General features: G+C 69.1%; 15 protein-coding genes. 12 read left to right on the top strand and 3 right to left on the bottom strand.

Going from position 1 to position 18,454, the window contains the following annotated elements; genetic code table 11:
* Position 1 precedes the first annotated feature (1 nt).
* From ABIA33_RS03520 to ABIA33_RS03500, 5 genes are all read left to right on the top strand, one after another.
* Positions 2-1,780 carry an ABC transporter permease gene (locus ABIA33_RS03520; protein ID WP_370076793.1) on the top strand — a complete coding sequence of 593 codons (1,779 nt, stop codon included), beginning with the start codon at positions 2-4 and terminating at the stop codon, positions 1,778-1,780.
* Positions 1,773-2,918: an ABC transporter ATP-binding protein gene (locus ABIA33_RS03515; protein ID WP_370076791.1), complete on the top strand. Its 1,146-nt coding sequence runs from the start codon at positions 1,773-1,775 to the stop codon at positions 2,916-2,918. Before ABIA33_RS03520 ends, ABIA33_RS03515 begins: the two co-directional genes overlap by 8 nt.
* 31 nt (positions 2,919-2,949) lie before the next feature.
* Complete coding sequence (locus ABIA33_RS03510) at positions 2,950-3,657, top strand: GntR family transcriptional regulator (protein WP_370076789.1); 708 nt, start codon at positions 2,950-2,952, stop codon at positions 3,655-3,657.
* 108 nt (positions 3,658-3,765) lie between these two features.
* Positions 3,766-5,136: an acyclic terpene utilization AtuA family protein gene (locus ABIA33_RS03505; protein ID WP_370076787.1), complete on the top strand. Its 1,371-nt coding sequence runs from the start codon at positions 3,766-3,768 to the stop codon at positions 5,134-5,136.
* Positions 5,133-5,453 (top strand): DUF4387 domain-containing protein, encoded by a 321-nt coding sequence (locus ABIA33_RS03500; RefSeq protein WP_370076785.1) that lies wholly within the window; start codon positions 5,133-5,135, stop codon positions 5,451-5,453. Before ABIA33_RS03505 ends, ABIA33_RS03500 begins: the two co-directional genes overlap by 4 nt.
* Before the next feature lie 15 nt (positions 5,454-5,468).
* Here the strand turns inward: ABIA33_RS03500 and ABIA33_RS03495 are convergent, their stop codons facing one another.
* Complete coding sequence (locus ABIA33_RS03495) at positions 5,469-6,470, bottom strand: thaumatin family protein (RefSeq protein WP_370076783.1); 1,002 nt, start codon at positions 6,468-6,470, stop codon at positions 5,469-5,471.
* Positions 6,471-6,680: 210 nt separating this feature from the next.
* Here ABIA33_RS03495 and ABIA33_RS03490 point away from each other — a divergent pair, with 210 nt between their 5' ends.
* Complete coding sequence (locus ABIA33_RS03490) at positions 6,681-8,600, top strand: sigma-70 family RNA polymerase sigma factor (RefSeq protein WP_370076781.1); 1,920 nt, start codon at positions 6,681-6,683, stop codon at positions 8,598-8,600.
* 83 nt (positions 8,601-8,683) lie between these two features.
* On the opposite strand, the gene ABIA33_RS03485 is transcribed toward ABIA33_RS03490, so the two are convergent.
* Together ABIA33_RS03485 and ABIA33_RS03480 are read right to left on the bottom strand one after the other, a co-directional pair.
* The gene (locus tag ABIA33_RS03485; RefSeq protein ID WP_370076779.1) at positions 8,684-11,566 is read right to left on the bottom strand and encodes a chitobiase/beta-hexosaminidase C-terminal domain-containing protein; all 2,883 of its coding nucleotides are present in this window, start codon (positions 11,564-11,566) and stop codon (positions 8,684-8,686) included.
* A 328-nt stretch (positions 11,567-11,894) separates the two neighbouring features.
* Positions 11,895-12,203, bottom strand: a complete 309-nt coding sequence (locus ABIA33_RS03480; protein WP_370076777.1) for a hypothetical protein — start codon at positions 12,201-12,203, stop codon at positions 11,895-11,897.
* A gap of 432 nt (positions 12,204-12,635) precedes the next feature.
* On the opposite strand from ABIA33_RS03480, the gene ABIA33_RS03475 reads away from it, so the two are divergent.
* The 6 genes from ABIA33_RS03475 to ABIA33_RS03450 all read left to right on the top strand — a co-directional run bounded on the left by ABIA33_RS03475 (position 12,636) and on the right by ABIA33_RS03450 (position 18,334).
* The gene (locus ABIA33_RS03475; protein ID WP_370076775.1) at positions 12,636-14,036 is read left to right on the top strand and encodes a ricin-type beta-trefoil lectin domain protein; all 1,401 of its coding nucleotides are present in this window, start codon (positions 12,636-12,638) and stop codon (positions 14,034-14,036) included.
* Positions 14,037-14,269: 233 nt separating this feature from the next.
* Positions 14,270-15,067 (top strand): hypothetical protein, encoded by a 798-nt coding sequence (locus tag ABIA33_RS03470; RefSeq protein ID WP_370076773.1) that lies wholly within the window; start codon positions 14,270-14,272, stop codon positions 15,065-15,067.
* A complete protein-coding gene (locus ABIA33_RS03465; protein WP_370076771.1) occupies positions 15,064-15,819 on the top strand; it encodes a hypothetical protein in 756 nt (251 codons plus the stop codon). Before ABIA33_RS03470 ends, ABIA33_RS03465 begins: the two co-directional genes overlap by 4 nt.
* 210 nt (positions 15,820-16,029) lie before the next feature.
* Entirely contained in the window at positions 16,030-16,254 is a 225-nt protein-coding gene (locus ABIA33_RS03460) for a hypothetical protein (protein WP_370076769.1), read from the top strand.
* A 133-nt stretch (positions 16,255-16,387) separates the two neighbouring features.
* Positions 16,388-17,248 (top strand): NAD-dependent epimerase/dehydratase family protein, encoded by an 861-nt coding sequence (locus ABIA33_RS03455; RefSeq protein WP_370076767.1) that lies wholly within the window; start codon positions 16,388-16,390, stop codon positions 17,246-17,248.
* A 264-nt stretch (positions 17,249-17,512) separates the two neighbouring features.
* Positions 17,513-18,334 (top strand): SAM-dependent methyltransferase, encoded by an 822-nt coding sequence (locus tag ABIA33_RS03450; RefSeq protein ID WP_370076919.1) that lies wholly within the window; start codon positions 17,513-17,515, stop codon positions 18,332-18,334.
* The last annotated feature ends 120 nt before the right edge of the window (positions 18,335-18,454 follow it).

Genomic DNA, 18,454 nt, shown 5'->3' with positions numbered 1-18,454 from the left:
CATGACTCCGCACACTCTCGCCCCCTCCCCGGTCACCCCGGTCGCCCCGGCCGCCCCGCGCGGCCGACGCCGCCGCCACACGCCCACGAGTCCCGGCCAGTACCTGATCTGGGCCGCGGTCGCCGTGCTGACCCTGGCCCCGCTCGTCCCACTGGTCGTCACCTCGCTGCTGTCCAAGCCCTACTACCTGCCGGGAGGCGTGTTCAGCGTCGACGCCTACCGGCAACTGTTCACCGATCCGGCGTTCCGTCAGGCCGCCCTGAACACCGGCGTCTTCGCGCTCACCGCCACCGCGCTGGCGCTGCTGCTCGGTGCCACCTTCGCCGTCCTGGTCACCCGCACCGACCTGCCCGGCAAACGCTGGCTCGGCCCGGCCCTGCTCGCCCCGCTGCTGATCCCGCCGCTCGGGCTGATCGTCGGCTGGGAGTCGCTGTACGGACCGGCCGGCTACCTGACCCAGCTCTGGCACAAGAACCTGCACCTGCCCGCCTGGAACCTCACCTCGCTGCCCGGCATGTCCGTACTCGGTGCCGTCGTCACCCTCCCCATCGCCTACCTGACCTGCAAAGCCGTCCTGGAAGGCGGGGACGGAACCCTGGAGGACGCCGTCCGCGCCTCCGGCGGCGGCACGCTGCGGGTCCTGCGCACCGTCACCGTGCCGATGCCGCGCACCGCCCTGCTCGACAGCGGCATGCTCATCTTCACCCTGTGCCTGGAGGTCCTGGGCATCCCGCTGTTCCTGGGACGACCGGCGAACATCAGCTTCATCGCCAGCTACCTGTACGACACCTGGTCCAACAGCACTGTCCCCGACCCGCCGATCGTCTCCGCCGGGGCGATCCTGCTGCTGGTCGTCGCCTCGACCCTGCTGATCGTGCGCAGCTGGCTGCTGCGCCACTCCACCCGCTACACCGCCGGTACCCGGGCCACTCCGCCCGCACGGCTGCTGGAGCTGGGCCGCTTGCGCCGCCCCGCAGCGGCGGCCGTGGCCGGGTTCGTGGCCGTCACCTGCGTCGTCCCGCTGCTCGGCCTCGCCCTGATGTCCTCGGTCACCGACCTGACCACGCTGGTCGCGCCCTGGCACCTGTGGACCGCGAGCAACTGGCGACAGGTCTGGGACGATCCGACCCTGCACCGCGCGATCACCGACAGCCTCATCGTCGCCACCGTCGGCAGCCTGGCCACCGTCGCCCTGGTCGCTGTGGCCACCGTCATCGCCGGCCGCTCGGGGTTCCGGCTGCGCCGCACCCTGCCCGCCCTGCTCGTCTACCCCCGCGCCACCCCCGGCATCGTGTTCGGCGTCGGCTTCTTCTGGCTGTTCCTGATCGTCGACTGGCCCGGCGCCATGCTGCGCAACAGCCTGTGGGGCGAGCTGCTGGCCCTGAGCGTGCGCAACATGACCCTGTCCTACATCATCATCGCCCCCGCCCTCGCCCGGATCAGCCCCGAGCTGGCCAAGGCCGCGGCCACCTCGGGCGCCGGCTGGTGGGCCACCACCCGCCGCATCACCCTGCCCCTGCTCCGCCCGGCGATCCTCAGCGCCGTCGTGCTGATGTTCGTCACCCTGGTCAGCGACTACGACCCTGTGGTGTTCCTGACCAAGCCCGGCACCGAACTGCTCGGCACCACCATGCTGCAGACCTGGTCCAAGGGGCTGCCGGGCCCGGTCGCCGCCCTGGCCCTGATCCAAGTCCTCCTGGTCGCCGCCGCCCTCGCAGTCGGCCTCGGCTGGACGCTGCGCAAGACGGGCACCATCAGCAAGAGAGGCCGCCATGCCTGAGATCTCCGTACACCGGCTGACCCAGACCTTCGGAACCACCCGCGTCCTCGACCAGGTCAGCTTCACCGTCCCCGACATGCAGTTCGTCACCCTGCTCGGCCCGTCCGGCTGCGGCAAGACGACCACCTTGATGTCGATCGCCGGGTTCCACACCCCACGGGCCGGCACCATCAGCCACGGCGACCGCCTGCTGTTCGACGCCGACGCCCGCCGCAACGTCCCGGCCGAGCGCCGGGAACTGGGCGTGGTCTTCCAGTCCTACGCGCTGTGGCCGCATCTGACTGTCGCCGAGAACGTCGCCTTCCCGCTCAAAATCCGCCGGAACCCCCGGGCCGAGATCACCAGGCGGGTCGGCGAGGTCCTGGAACTGGTCGAGCTCGGCCACCGCGCCCAAGCCCACCCCCACGAGCTCTCAGGCGGACAGCAGCAGCGCGTCGCCCTGGCCCGGGCACTGGCCCACGGCCCCAGCGCGCTCCTGCTGGACGAACCGTTCTCCAATCTGGACGCCAAACTCCGGGAGCGCGCCCGCGAATGGCTCGGGGACCTGCAGCGCGACCTGGGCATCACCACCGTGTTCGTCACCCACGACCAGACCGAGGCCCTGGCCATGAGCGACCAGATCCTGGTCATGAACCATGGCCGCATCGTGCGCGCAGGCAGCCCCCAGGACGTCTACCGCCGCCCCGGCAGCCGGTTCGTCGCCGAGTTCCTGGGTCGCTGCAACTTCCTGACCGGCACCGCCCGCCGCATCGGCGACGGCACCTATCTCCTGGAAGCACCCGGGCTTCCCGGCGGCGTCCCGTTCCACGCCGACACCGCGCCGCCGCCCGGAGCCGTGACCGTGGCCGTCCGCCCCGAGGCGCTCACCATCAGCGAGCCGCCGCCCGGCGGCGGTGGCTCCGGGCGCCACGCCCAGGTCACCCACACGACGTTCCTCGGTGACCACTTCCTCTACACGCTCCAGATGGGACCCCATGTCCTGCAGGCCCTCAGTACCCGCCACGTCGGCGTCGGCACGGTCCAGGTCGACCTCGACGCCGACGCCGCCACCGTCGTCACCGACGACCCCGCGCCTTCCCGCCCCGCGCCCGCCGAGCCCGAGCAATCAGAGTCGCCCGCCGCCGCCCGGGCCATTTGACAGCTTGCTGTAGCAGACATCAAATAAGGCCATGAATCTCCCGGAACTCAGCTCCCAGTCGCTGGCCGACCAGGCATACCGGGCACTGAGAGCTGCGATCGTGCGCGGCGACCTGCCCTGGGGTGACAAGATCACCGAACGCGGCCTGGCAGCGAGCCTGGGCGTCAGCCCTACCCCTGTCCGCGAGGCCCTGCGCCGACTGGAGCAGGAGCAACTGGTCGAGCGCACCGGACCGCGCTCCCTGCGCGTGGTCACCGTCTCGCCGCAGGCCCGCATCGAGAGCAGTGCGATCGAGGCCGCCCTGGAAGGCGTCGCCGCGCGCTTCGCCGCCGACAAGGCCACACCGGAGCAGCTCGACCGCATGCAGCGCCTGCTGGACTCCGCCGACGCGGCGGGCGAGGCGCTGCGGGCCGACCGCGACGCCGGCCGGGAGCTCAGCCCCGACCAGGTGGAGCGCATTTTCAACGCGGTCCGCGACTTCCACGACCAGGTGGAGCTGGCAGCCGACAACGCGCAGCTGACCCGCACACTGGACCAGGTCCGGGCCTTCAGCCGCTCCGAACGGCTGAAGGTCGCCTCCGCTCAGCTCAACGCCGGCTCCCCAGGCCAGATCCAGCGCTATGGGCAGCATCACGAGATCCTCGCCGCCCTGCGCGCTCGCGATGGCGACCTCGCCGAACAGCTCGCCCGGACCCACGCGGCCTCGGCTGCAGGGGACCTCGCCGGCTGGGACGCCTGAGCCAGGGCGCCCGCCTCGCCCGAGAGTCAAGCCGTCCGTCCTCTGATGCACCTGCTATAGCAAATAGCTAAAAGATCGACATTCCTGCAACGGAGAGTGATTCACACCATGGAGATCAGGATCCTGGCGCCCACCGGCGCCCTCGGCGCAGGCTTCCGCGCCGAGTCGCTGGAGCGCGGAGTCGCCCTGCTCCCGCACGTCATCGCCTGCGACGCGGGCTCCACCGACAGCGGACCGTACTACCTGGGCAGCGGGCAGCCCAAGCTGTCCCGCGAGGCCGTCGGCCGTGACCTGCGGCTGCTGCTGAGGGCCAGGGACAGGCTGGGAGTGCCGCTGATCATCGGATCCTGCGGCACCAGCGGACGCGACGCGGGAGTCGACCTCGTCGCCGGCATAGCCCGAGAGATCGCCGCCGAGGAGGGCCTGTCCTTCAAGCTCGCCCTCATCTACGCCGACCAGGACCCCGCCTACCTCACCAAGCGCTACGAGCAGGGCCGCATCCGTCCCCTGGACCCCGCGCCGTCGATCGACCGCGACACCCTGACGGACAGTCATGTGGTGGGCATGATGGGCGTCGAACCGATCCAGCAGGCGCTGCGCGAGGGCGCGGACGTGGTCCTGGCGGGCCGGGCCAGTGACACCGCGCTGTTCGCGGCCCTGCCCAACGCGCTGGGCGCCGACCCCGGACTGACCTGGCACATGGCCAAGACCGTCGAGTGCGGCGCGGCGTGCGCGATCCCGCCCAGCGCCGACGGGCTGTTCGTCCACCTGCGGGACGACCACTTCGACGTCGAACCCCTGGACCCGAACTCCCGGCTCACCCCGCACTCGGTGGCCGCCCACACCCTGTACGAGAACGCCAACCCCTACCTGATCACCGAACCCTCGGGCGTCCTGGACACCACCGACGCCGACTACACCGCCCTGGACGAGCGGCGGGTACGGGTCACCGGGGCGAAGTACCGTCCCAGCGACACCTACACCATCAAGCTGGAGGGCTCGCGCCTGGTCGGTTACCAGACCATCGCCGTGGGCGGCATCCGCGACCGCGTCGTCATCGAACAACTGCCCGCGCTCCTGCCGATGGCCCAGTCCTACTTCCGCGCGAAGATCAGCGACGTCTTCGACGGCCGCGTCAACCCCGACGACATCGACATCGACTACCGCCTCTACGGCCAGGACGCCGTCCTCGGCCCACTCGATCGCGACCGCGAACAGCCCGCGCACGAACTCGGCGTCCTGATCACGATCACCGCCCCCACCCAGGCCGTCGCCCACGCCGTCGCGACATTCGTCGCACACTCCAGCTCCCACCTGCCCATCCCCCAGTACGAGGGCCTGGCCAGCACCGTCGCCTTCCCCTTCTCACCGCCCGAGACCGACCGCGGGCCGGTGTACCAGTTCACACTGAACCACGTCGTGGTACCCAGCACGCCCTACGAGATGTTCCGCACCGTCCACGAAGAGGTGAAGCCGTGACCACCCTGCTCGACCTGTGCTCCCTGATCCGGTCCAAGAACGCCGGCCCTTTCGTCCTCACCTTTGACCTCATGTGCCGCGACCAGGCCAGCTACGACCACCTGCGCAGCTCCGGACTGCTCACCCGGCAACTCTTCGCCGACCTGTACGGCGCCGACCCGGAGCAGGTGCTCGTGGTCCACCACGACCGCGCCCAGGCCGTCAAGGTCTCCCTGCCCCGCCCGGTCCGCCAGGGCGACATCCACGACTCCGACAGCTACGGCGGGCAGCAGTACGCCCCTCTGGTCGACCTCGAGATCCCCGATCCCCGCAACTGATCGCCGGATTCCCGGTCAGGGCGACAGGCCGAAGGTGATCCGGTATCCGGCCTCGCCCGTGGAGGTGAAGGTACTGGTGGCGTCGTCGTCACAGTAGGAGTAGGCGAACGGCTCGGCGGTCTTGAACACCGCGGCGTACCTGATCGGCCACTTCGTCGGGTCGCAGGCCGTGCGCGCCGACCACTGACCCCGGCAGCAGTACTGGTCCGTACCGAACACCCCGCACGGCGACTCGCAGCCGACGACCGCCCCGCCCGCGTGGATCTGCAGCGCGGCCGGGCACACCACCGGGCGGGTGCAGCCGGCGGCCGAGCAACCACTGGCGCTGATCTTGTCCTTGGAGGCGCCGCCGACCAGGTTGATCCACATGGGGAGGTTGGAACCGTCCACCATCGAGACGTCGTAGAAGTCCAGACCACTCCAGGCGTTGAGGTTGAACTCGGCGAGCGTGGCCGGAATCGTGCCGTAGCCGGGACACTGGAACCTCCCGCCGCAGTCGCCGGTCTGGCAGTGCCCGCTACCGGAGGCGTCGAAGCTGCACCCGGTGCGCCCCCAGAACCGGCCGTTCCAGTGGTCCGGAACACTGATTGAGAGCACCTGCCCCGGCTTCAGCACCCAGCCGGTGGTGGTCAGCGCGGGCTTCGCCGTCTGCTGCCCTGACCCGACCCAGACCGTCTGCTGCAGGGCGTTCACGAAGGTCACCGTCCGGTGTCCCGGGGCGGCCACCGGCGGAACGCCCGCAGGGGGGACAGGACGTACGGACGAGGCGGCCGCGGTACCGTTGGCGCGCGCCGAAGCCGTCGCACTCGCACGCGCACTCGTGCTCGCGCTGCTCCGCGTGCTCGGGACGCCGGACGCGGTCGTCGCACCGGTCCCCGAACCGACCGGAGCCGACACGCCGGTGGTCGCTCCCTCGGCCGCCACCGTGGAGCCCTGACGCCCGGAGGGGGAGTACAGCACGATGGACAGCACCGCCACCACGACGGCCGCCAGGGTCACCGCCAGCCACTGCCGCACCCATCCGGGACTGCGCCTTCTACCGCCACGCGCCATGAGCACCTCTGTATGCCTTCGACGCATGTGCGCCGATCCGATCCCCGCCGTTCAGGAGACGAGGCGGCGCCGGGCCGACAACGGAAATCCGAGCGGCGATTTCCGTTGTCCGGTGCCTGCCGTTCCGTCTCCTGAACGGCGAGTAGCACGGCAAGCGAAAGGAACCAGGGCGAGATGCGCGCAACCGGTCGGGGTACTGCGGCCAGAGGCTCGGTCGGCGGAGCGAGCGCCAGGACGGTGCTCGCGGCCAGGGCCGGCGACGCCCAGGCACTGGAGGCCCTGGTGGCAGCCTCTCTGCCGCTGGTCTACAACATCGTCGGACGCGCCCTCAACGGGCACCCCGACGTGGACGACGTGGTCCAGGAGACGCTGCTCAGAGTCGTCCGTGGGCTGGGCGACCTGCGGCAGCCCGAGTCGTTCCGGTCATGGATGGTCGCCATCGCGATCCGCCAGGTCCACGACCGCGAGCGCGAGCAGCACAGTTCCCGCACGCACCGCGCCGACCTGGACACGGCCGAGCAGATACCCGACCCCGCCTCCGACTTCGCCGCGCTCACCATCCTCCGGCTCGGCCTGACCGACCAGCGCCGGGAACTCGCCGAGGCCACCCGCTGGCTGGACGAGGGCGACCGCTCATTGCTGGCGCTGTGGTGGCTGGAGGAGAGCGGGGAACTGCAGCGGGCGGAACTGGCTCAGGCGCTCGGCCTGTCCGGCCGCCATGCCGCCGTCCGGGTGCAACGGATGAAGGAGCAGTTGGAGACGGCGCGCGCCATCGTCCATGCGCTGCGGATCGAGCGGACGTGCGCGGAGCTCGGCGAGCTCACGCGCGGCTGGGACGGCGCGCCGAGCCCGCTGTGGCGCAAGCGGCTGGCCCGGCACCTGCGCGACTGCGACGTGTGCGGGGAACGCGGTGGCGCGCTCTACCCCATGGATCAACTGCTCGGCGGGCTGCCGCTGCTGGTGCCTCCGCCCTCGTGCATGGTGGCGGCGCATCAGCTCGCCGGTTCCGGGATCACCCGGATCGGCGTGAACCTGCGGGCACAGCATCGGGGCCCCGGCATACGCCCAGCTCGCGGCGTACGCGCCGCACTGCACGGCAGGCTGCTCCCGGTGTCCGCCGTGGCTGGAACCGTCGCCTCGGTCGCGACCGGGGCGGTGCTGTTGTCCGGCCTCGGGGGGAGTCCGGCGAAGCCCCAGCCGAACGTGGCCGGTCGACCGGCGGTGGTGGCGCTGCCGTCCGCTTCGCCGACGGTATCCACCGCCACGTCCGCGAGCGCCCAGCCCCGTGGCAAGGCCACGACCGCGCACCCCAGCGCGACACCGTCCGCGGCGAAGGCGCCGGTCATGCCGGCCTCATCGTCCAGGAAGGGCGTCAGCGCCTGGAGCTTCCCCGGCGTCAACGCCGCACTCGAACAGTCGGGGGCGAGCTGGTACTACACCTGGACCACCACGCACTCGGGCATCAGCGGCCCGGCGAACGTCGGCTTCGTCCCGATGATCTGGGGATCCAACTCGGTGACCCCCACGGCCCTGGCGCAGGCCAGGAGCGCCGGGCCATACCTGCTCGGGTTCAACGAGCCGGACATGGCCGCGCAGTCGAATATGACGGTCGATCAGGCGCTGCAACTCTGGCCGAAGTTGCAGGCAACCGGGGCTACCCTCGGGAGTCCCGCAGTCGCCTACGGCGGAGACACGCCCGGCGGATGGCTGGACCGCTTCATCAGCGGCGCCAGGGCGAAGGGCTACCGGGTCGACTTCATCGCGCTGCACTGGTACGGCGGCGACTTCGTCACGACGGACGCGGTGAACCAGTTGCGCAGCTATGTCCAGGCCGTCCACGACCGCTACCACCTGCCGATCTGGCTCACCGAGTACGCCTTGATCGACTTCTCCCACGGAACCCGCTTCCCCACCGGACCGCAGCAGGCCGCGTTCGTCACCGCCTCCACCCGGATGCTGTCCCAACTGCCCTACCTCCAGCGATACGCCTGGTTCGCCCTCCCCGCTTCCGACACCGCACCCAGCACCGGCTTGTTCCGGAGCGGCCCGGTGGCCACGGAAGCGGGACGCGCGTACGAGGCGGCTGGAGGCTGAACCCGGGCAGGCGACGCGCTGGCCGGCCCGAGGTGATCGGGCCGGCCAGCACTGTCGGAACCGCTCAGGCCCCGGGCTCTAGGTCACGGATAACTGACCACGTTGCTCGGGACGGTGTTGGGCGGTGTGAGCGCACCCGTGTCGTTGATGACATGGGTGATGGTGCCGACGTTGCCGAGCGAGACGGTGAGTACGTCGTGGAACTTCACGCCCGGGGTGTTGGGCACCTCGAACGCGTGGTACGCGTTCACGGACGGGTTGATGTTGAAGTAGCAGTAACTGCCCAACCCCCAGGCCTCGTGCGTGGTGACGTTGGCGCCCACCTTGTAGGCGGCGTATCCGTTCACCCCGGTCGGGCTCATCCAGGCTGCCTGGTTCGGAACGTCGTACGGCATCTCGTTCTGGAAAAAGATCGTCTTGCCGTTCTGGCCGTTCCAGGTGACCTGGTACTTCTGGTAGTGCTCGACGAACAGGCCGGTCGCCTCGACGTTGTTCCCGTTGACGATCAGGCCGTTGTCCGCGGTGTTGGTCGTCCAGCCGACCGTGCCTGCGTTGCCGTGGTCAGCACGCCAGGCCCAGATGTGGTCGATGACGGCGTCGTTGCTGTTGACGACGAGGCTCGTGGTCGCCTTTCCCGCGATCTCGCCACCGATCCGGAAGAACACGTCCTGCACCGTGGTGGGGTTTGCCGCGTGGCCGGCGCTCGACCCGGACGGGCCAACTGTCAGCAGCGCCTGCGAGTTGGCCGTACCCGCGTCGAACAGCAGGCCCTTGAGTCGGACGCCGTCGACGTCGGCGACCTGCATCGCGTTGACCCCGTTGTCCGGGACGAAGGTCGGATAGCCGATACCGAGCACGACCGTGTTGGGCCTGGTGACGTTGAGGGTCTGGTTGAGGTGGTAGACGCCCGGGGTGACGAAGAGATTGCACCCCTGGGACAGCGCGGTGTTGATGGTCGCGGCGGTATCGCCCGCCTTCACGACGTAGAACTGGCTCATCGGGAGTGACGTGCCCGGGGTGCTGCCGTTGGCCCAGCTCGGTCCGGAGGCGTTGGTGCGGAGCGAGGGCAGGAACACCCGGTACTTGCCGGTGCCGTCGACGTACAGGTACGGCACGTCGCGCGAGACCGGGGTGGTCGCCAGGGTGGTCTCCGGCGGGCTGGGGAAGGTGTTCGCCGGTGCTCCTGTGGTGCCCGAGAAGACCATGTTCCACACGCCGCCGGCCCAGCTGCCCAGGCTGCTGTCCCGGGTGTACCACTGCTGCTGCGAAACGGACGACGCCTGTCCGGAGACCTTGGTGTCGGCGACGTAACCGCCGCTCGCGTAGCCGAAGCTGGCCGGGTAGAGCTGCAGGCCACCGTGCACATCGATCCGGCGGAACGGGGCAGCCTGCGCCACAGCCCAACGGTCGGACCCGCTGGACGGATTGATGGCCATGTTCTCCGCGGAACGCCAGAAGTTCTGCAACGCCTGGCCCTGGTCCTCGGGGTTGAAGGCATCGACGGTCACGTCACCGTTGATGGTCACATCGTCCGGGTTCTGACCCAGTCCGGCGACCGAGGTGTAGTAGCCGACGTTGTCCTGCACGTTGTACACGCCCGGCTTGTAGAGGTCCGCCACACGGTTCTCGGAGAACTGCGCGGTGACGGTGTCCTTCATCTGGGCGAACTGGGCGTCCAGTTGCGCCTGGATGGTGGCGCTGGACATGCTCGGGTCGAAGATGTGCACGTTCGGGCCAAAGTTCGGAGTGTCGGACTGGACCGGACACACCGAGGAGGTACCGATGGTGTAAGTCGCGCTGGCCGTTGCGGAGTTCGTCAGGCCGGACGCGAGAGCAACGGCGTTGACCGTGGTCGTCGCGGCGATCGTGATCGGGCCGGTGTACAGGGTCGACGTTGCGGTGGGTGTCGAACCGTCGAGGGTGTAACGGATGCTCGCCCCGGGGGTCGCATCGGCGATCGTCACCGACTGGGCGGCCGGATACGTCCCGCCCGCCGGAGTGAACGTCGGAGTGAGGACCGTGCCACCACCCCCGCCCCCGCCCTGCGTATAGGTGAAGTGCGGCGTATCGAACTGCGGGCCGTTCTTCTCATAGGTGAACCAGTACTCCAGCACCGTGCCGCTCGTGAGTGAACTCACGGTCTGCGTCCACGTACCGCCGGTGTTGGTCATCCGGACGTTCTGCTGGCCGGAACCGTTGACCAGGTAGTGGACATCCACGAACGCCGCCGGCGTGGTCGGGGTGAACGAGAACTGAGCCTGCGTCGCACTGAGCTGCGTGGCGCTCTGGGTGTAGTCAGGCGAGGAGGCGCCGATGGTGTAGGTCGCGCTGGCCGTTGCGGAGTTCGTCAGGCCGGACGCGAGAGCAACGGCGTTGACCGTGGTCGTCGCGGCGATCGTGATCGGGCCGGCGTACAGGGTCGACGTTGCGGTGGGTGTCGAACCGTCGAGGGTGTAACGGATGCTCGCCCCGGGGGTCGCATCGGCGATGGTCACCGACTGGGCGGCCGGATACGTCCCGCCCGCCGGAGTGAACGTCGGAGTGAGAACGGTGCCACCACCCCCGCCCCCGCCCTGCGTATAGGTGAAGTGCGGCGTATCGAACTGCGGGCCGTTCTTCTCATAGGTGAACCAGTACTCCAGCACCGTGCCGCTCGTGAGTGAACTCACGGTCTGCGTCCACGTACCGCCCGTGTTGGTCATCCGGACGTTCTGCTGGCCGGAACCGTTGACCAGGTAATGGACATCCACGAACGCCGCCGGCGTCGTCGGAGTGAACGAGAACTGCGCCTGCGTCGCACTCAGCTGCGTGGCGCTCTGGGTGTAGTCGGAGGCAGCGGCGGCGGTCCCGGCCGAGGTGACGAGGCCGAGTAGGGCAACCAGCGTGAGGGCGACGGCGGTGAACAGTGCGGTGATGCGTCTGCGCGGCTGGGGCTGCGAAGGGCGCGGAAGGGCGGTTCTGCGCATGAGGGTCCTTTCACCCGGGTTCGTGAACTGAACACCGAGTCGACACGGGGAGAGCGCTGCCGACAACCTGACCTTTGAATCGACGTTTTGAAAGCGCTCTCAGTCCACGGACACAGGACTTCTGCATCCGTAGGGCAGTGTCATTCCTATGTGACCGAGCGTCAAGAAGTTACACAGGCTTCAACTTCTGAAGGAACCTGCAGACTTGCTCGGCGGACCGGCGCGCACCCTGGGCCGCCGCCCACTCATGCCCCCGCCGGATGACGGCCTCCGCGCCAACGCCGGGAACCGGAGGCTTCCGCACGCCGAGGCCGTCACATCCACGGTGCTACCGCGCCTCGATGCGTCCGTCCGCGCGCAGCGAAGCAGCACACGACAGAACCTCGGTGCCGTCGCCGGTGCGGTAGGCGCCGTACGTCGTGCTGACAATCCTGGGCCAGTAGACGTTGCTGGTGTCGACACAGTCGACGACGAGCCGCCAGGTGTACGGCGCACCGCTGTAGCAGGTCACGCTGGCCGTGTTCCCGCTACCACCCAGGTTGCACGGCAACTGCGCCGCCTGCGCGGGACCGACCGCCAGCGCTGCGGTAGCTGACGCGACGCAGGCTGCCAGGCCCAACAGGGTCTTGAGTCGCACGAATGAACCTCTTTCTCATCGCAAGTGCCCGATCCATTGGCCGTTTTGTCGGCCGTGGACCACTATGGGGCCCACGCCATGGCTAGGTCTAGACCAATTGGAGAATTCTGCGGAGTACATGTCACTCGGCTGCCTCGACCAGGCAGTTGACGGCACGTGGCTACCTGCCCGGGCTCAACTCCCGCCCCAGAGGACTAGACCAGTATCGGCGAAAGTCTTGACAGCGGACTTCTCGGAGGGCTGTTCTGGACCCGGACGAATTGCTGCGAAGTCAGACATGGCATCGTCCGTCCGCCGTCATCGGCACCGGGGCAGAGCAGACGCGAACCGTCGCTCCCCCTCCCCCTGCACCGGGGCGCGTCCACGAGCCGCCGCCTCGCTCAACAAGCTGCCCGAATCCCGCTGTTGTGAAGTGAAAGAGGAGTGGTTCGATTGAGATGCGCACGTCTGCTGTCAGGGGTCACCGCGCTAGCCCTTGGCGCCCTCGGTGTGGTGCTGGCCGGCTCCGCCACGACTGCCAGTGCGGCCACCGCTTTCCCTGCCCATTTCTCCGCGCCCTATGTCGACGCGGGACTGAGCAACACCACGCTGACCAGCGTCGCGAGTGCCACCGGAAACAAGTTCTTCACCCTCGCGTTTGTCGACGGCGCAGGCTGCCAGTGGAGCATGTACAACACCGCGAGCTGGCAGAGCCAGATCAGCGCCCTGCGCTCGGCCGGCGGCGATGTCATCGTGTCCTTCGGCGGCTGGACCACGGACAACGGGGGCACGGACCTGGGTAACACCTGTTCCTCGGCGAGCGCTGCCGCAGCCCAGATAGAGAACGTGGTGACCACCTTCGGCGTCACGCACCTGGACTTCGACATCGAGTCCAATGCGCTGACGAACACGACCGACGTGACCCGCACGAACCAGGCCCTGGCACAGGTCCGCTCATGGGGCTCCAGCACCGGGCGCTCACTGTCGATCTCCTACACCATCCCCTCCTTCCCGAGCGGCCTCAGCTCGGACGGGACGAACCTGCTCAGTAACGGACGGGCCAACGGCTTCACGCCCGACGTCGTGAACATCATGTCGATGGACTACGGAACATCAGGCACGGAGATGGGCAACGCCTCGAACTCGGCGCTGGACGGAGCCGCAAGCCAGGTCGCCTCGGCGTACGGGATCTCGCTGTCGGCCGCGTACGCGAGGATGGGCAACACCCCGATGATCGGTCAGAACGACAGCGCGGGCGAGGTCTTCACGCTGGCCGACGCCTCCACGGTGGAATCCCATGCCGCGTCCATGGGCATCGCGATGGTCTCCTTCTGGTCCGAGGGCCGTGACAACGGGGGCTGCCCGGGCCTGAGCACCGCGTCCTCGACCTGCAGCGGGATCAGCCAGAACGCCAATGCCTTCACCAGCGCCTTCCAGAGATTCACCGGCGGCAGCAGCGGGGGCGGCACCGCGAGCGAGTACGTCAGCTCCGCATCGAGCCGTTGCCTCGACGACCCGGGCGCGAACACGGCGCCGGGTACATTGCAGGAGATCTGGGACTGCCACCACGGTGCCAACCAGGAATGGACCTACACGAGTAGCAAGCAGCTGCAGACGCTCGGCCTGTGCCTGGACGCCGTTGGTCAGGGCACGGGCGCCGGAACCAAGATCGACCTCTGGCCCTGCAACGGTCAGAGCAACCAGCAGTGGAACGTCAACTCAAACGGCACGATCACCGGTGTGCAGTCGGGCCTGTGCCTCGATGTGATCGGTGGCGGCTCCAGCCCCAACGGCACCGGTATCGACCTCTGGCCCTGCAACAGCCAGAGCAACCAACAGTGGGCCACTGCATAGGAGAAGAAGGCCGGCCTGGGCGCGCCGACTGCGCGCCCAGGCCGGTCGAAGCGGCACCGTTGCGACCATGCGGCTGCTGCCGTCGAGCACGTAGTTGAGCGCTGTGCTCTACTGAAAACGTGGATCGTAAGCACCTACTCACGTTCACCACGCGCACCGGGCGACCCACCGAGGTGGCTTCCGATGCTCTGGACGACCAGCGGACCGAACAGGTGCGAACCAGAGTCCGACTCATGATCGAGATCACCGCTCGGGCCGGGGCGTACCGCAAGGGACTACTGGCAGCAGCCGGGCACCTCAGCCCGGAGGAAGCGGCCATCCTCTCCGATCTCGAGCGGCACGGCCTGCAGGTGCCACAACTGCACGACGTGCTGTGCGGCGGCCATGTCCTGGTCGACAACCCGCAACTCTACGAGGACTGGCGGTTCTCCAAGGTCAGCCATCCGCGCATATCCAGCCACCACCGCAATATCGACAAGACGCTCTATCCCGATATCGGGATGCGCGGGCAGGTGGTCAGAGAGAAGCTGCACGGGCGGACGGCGCAGGGCACGTGGGTGCAACTGGAGAAGACCCCCGCCGCCTTCGGCAAGCGCAAGGTGCCCAGCCTCACCGACATCCGGCACCTCATGGACTACCTGGTCTACCGGGTCACCCGCAGCAATGTCGGCCCGTGGGGCCTGTCGCGGTCGACCGAGCGGCGCCCGATGTACCTGTCGCCCAACCTGGCCGTCCCCACGTCCCTGACGCCGCCGGTTGCGAACTCGCTCACCCTGGCGCTTCGCCGGATCGAGGCCGATGACGATGCCACCGCGGTGTCGCAGGATCTGGCGGCACGATTCCCACCGCCAGACCGGACGGACCCGGCGAGCGAGCTGGGCCAGGCACTGTCCGGCCTGGCCGGACGGGGTCTGTTCGGCAACTCCGAAGTGTGGGTCTCCGAGACGCCGTCACAGAGCACTGCCGCGATTCTGGCCGAGCGCGGCGAACAACCGCCGCCGTGGACGTTGTGGGCGGAAGGATCGCCATGAGTGACGCTGACACGAATGGTCCCGCATCGGTGCCCCCAGGGCCCGGTGAGGCGTCCGTGCCCGAGGGGCTGGTCTCGGCCGTGGTGAGTCTGGTCAACACCGGGCCGGTGCTGCTCGGTGCCTACACCATCGCCGAGCTCACCGCGGTCGACGCGATCGTGGACTTCCTTGAGGCCCGGCCGTCGGACGAGGTACTCGCCGAGGCGGTCCGCTCGCTGGCGGCCCGGCAACTTATTCTGGCAGGATCCGCTGCCGAGCAGATCCGAGTACGAGGAGATCTGGGCATCGCGGTGGCGTTCCAGCAGCGGGCCCGGATGGTGCTGGACGCTCGCGCGACCGGAACGCGTCCCGGCGAGCCGTGGCGGATCCTGCTCCTCCCGCAGCCCGAGCGGATCTGCCTGATGGTGCGCATCGACGCTCTCGGCGTCCACGAGATCGGCCTGTACAAGATGGAGGAGGCCCTCAGCTTTCTCGTCGACTGGTTGCCCCGGGGCTCGTTGGCGGACCATGATCCGGCGGTTGACGCCGACGGCGTGCTCGCCTCGTCAGAGCGTTCCGCGCTGGTCACCGTCACCCACTACACCGCGCAGGGATCGGCCGAGATCGCCGGCGCCAGTACCGACATGATCCTCGCCCGCCACGACGGACGCTTGCACCTCTTCCGCCGGGAGCCGCACGACCGGGCCAAGCTGGTGCCCAACCCACCGGGCGGCAAGGGCGTGCACGACACGCTCGTCTCCCTGTTGTCGTAGCACTCGGCTCCGCGCGGTTGACGCGTCTCAAGATGACCGGTCATAACCATGCGCCCCCTCGCACCCGCTGAACAGGCCACCCGTGCGGCCCAATGATGTTGTGCAGCGCGCACCATCCGTCACAGGATGTAGCAGGGCCACGCAGCCGAGGATCCGCCCTCGCCGAGCCCAGGACGCGCACCACCCCCACTCCCGCCCCAGGTTGGACCCATGGCCGACACCACCGCTCCCGAACCCATCGTTGTCGTGTTGCCGCCGGAGACCGGATCAGCTGGTACCGGCCGCCGCGTGCAGCTCGGCCACCACGTCGTCGCCCTCGCTGAGAGTCGCGACGACGTCTACCGGCTTCTGGACATGGCCGGCCTGACCGAGTGGGTGGAGCTCGATCCCACGATCATCGAGTGGAGGCTGGGCGGCCCCGACGTGTGGCCCTGACGGTCCGCGCTCGATCAGGACGGGGTGCCTCCGGGTGCGACCCCGCCGCGGCGCGCCCGGCCGAACTCGCCGCAGCGAGTACCCTGGCCCGGGCGCGCTGCGCAGGTCGGCGTACTGGACGAAGGGGTTGCGCATGAGTCGGCGGGTCGTCGTCACCGGGGGCAGCGGGAAGCTCGGGCGAGCAGTGGTCAGGGACCTGGTCGAGCACGACTGGCAGGTCGTCAACCTTGACGCCGCCGCGCCCGCCGAACAGCTCTGCCCCTTCGTCAAGGCCGACCTCACCGACTACGGCCAGGTCGTGGAGGTGCTCACTGCCGTCGACGACCGCTACCGCGGCGTCGACGCCGTCGTGCACCTGGCCGCGATCCCCGCGCCCGGCCTGCGCCCCAATGCGACGACCTTCGCCAACAACGTCCCCGCCTCGTACAACGTGTTCGCCGCCGCACGCCTCGCGGGCATCCGCAACGTCGTCTGGGCCTCCAGCGAGACGGTCCTCGGTCTGCCCTTCGACACTCCCCCGCCGTACGTCCCGGCCGACGAGGAGTACCCGCCGAGCCCGGAGAGCACCTACTCCCTCGGCAAGCACCTGGAGGAGCAGATGGCCGCCCAGTTCTGCCGCTGGGACCCCGAGTTGAAGATGATCGGGCTGCGCTTCTCCAATGTGATGGAGGTCGCGGACTACGCGGACTTCCCCTCCTACGACACGGACCCGACGCTGCGCAGCTGGAACCTGTGGGGCTACATCGACGCCCGGGACGGGGCACAGGCCGTCCGCCGCGCGCTCGACCACCAGGGCACCGGGGCGGACGTCTTCGTCATCGCCAGTCCCGACACGGTGATGTCCCGGCCCAACGACGAACTGCTCAAGGCCGTCTACCCGGATGTCCCGGTGCGCCGCGAAGTCGGCCCGCACGAGACCCTGCTCTCCATCGACAAGGCCCGGCGGGTGCTGGGCTATGCCCCGGTCCACAGCTGGCGCGACAACGCACGGTGATCGCACCGCCGGATGAGCGGCCCCGCTGACGGTCGGGGCCAGGCCTGCGACGAGGGGGGTGTCTTCGGGCCACCAGGTCGCGCCCAGCGGTTACCGGGGGTCGTCGCCGGGCCGATGACCCTGCCCTGAAGCACTCCTGACGTTCCATCGGGCTGTCTGCGGGGCGGCTCGGGTCCCAGGCTATGCTGCGTCTGCGACGGCAGGCGATGTGCTGAGCGGCAGGCGAGAGAGCAGGTGGGCTCGGTGGGGAACTCTTCGGAGTGGATGAAGGCGCGGCTCCAGGAGCCGCCGGTACCGCAGATGGATCTGCGGAGCGACATTCCCCACTCGGCCCGGATCTACGACTATGTGCTCGGAGGAAAGGACAACTTCCCGGCGGACCGCGAGGCGGCCGAGCAGATGCTGCGCGGCTGGCCCAGTCTGCGCGCCTCCATGCGGCAGAGCCGGGCGTTCATGCACCGGGTGACCCGCTACCTGGCCGCCGAACAGGGGATCCGCCAGTTCCTGGATGTGGGCACCGGCATCCCGACCGAGCCCAACCTGCACCAGGTGGCCCAGGGCATCGCCCCGGACTCCCAGGTGGTGTACGTCGACAACGACCCGATGGTGCTCGTCCACGCCCGTGCGCTGCTCACCAGCTCGGCCGAGGGGCGCACCGCCTACGTCCAGGCGGACATGCGTGATCCCCACTCCATCGTCGCCGCCCCGCAGGTGCACAACACGTTCGACCTGAGCCGGCCGGTGGCCCTGTCCGTCATCGCGGTGCTGCAGTTCGTCCCGGACGACCTGGATCCTGTCGGCATCGTGCGGCGCCTGCTGGAACCACTGCCTTCCGGGAGCTTCCTGGCACTGTCCATGGTGACCACCGACTCCAACCCGGCGATCGCCGACGTGGTGCGCGAGTACAACGCCCGCGGGATCAACGTGCAGGCGCGCACCCGCGGTCAGGTCGAGAAGTTCTTCGAGGGCTTGGATCCGGTCGATCCGGGAGTGGTCCTGGTCCACCGTTGGCGCCCGGACGGCTCCGCGACCGGCCTGGACGACGCCGACGTGGCGATGTACGGCGGCGTCGCCCGCAAACCCTGACCTGACCTGACCGAACCGGACCGGACCGGACCGCACCGCGGCGGGCCGACCGGCGCGCTGCCTGCGGCTGCGCATTTCGGTATATCCCATCGGCCGTACAGAGAACGCGTATACGGTTTG

The organism is Streptacidiphilus sp. MAP12-16 (assembly GCF_041262165.1).
Taxonomy (GTDB): Bacteria; Actinomycetota; Actinomycetes; order Streptomycetales; family Streptomycetaceae; genus Streptacidiphilus.
This window is presented reverse-complemented; position numbering and strand designations above follow the sequence as displayed.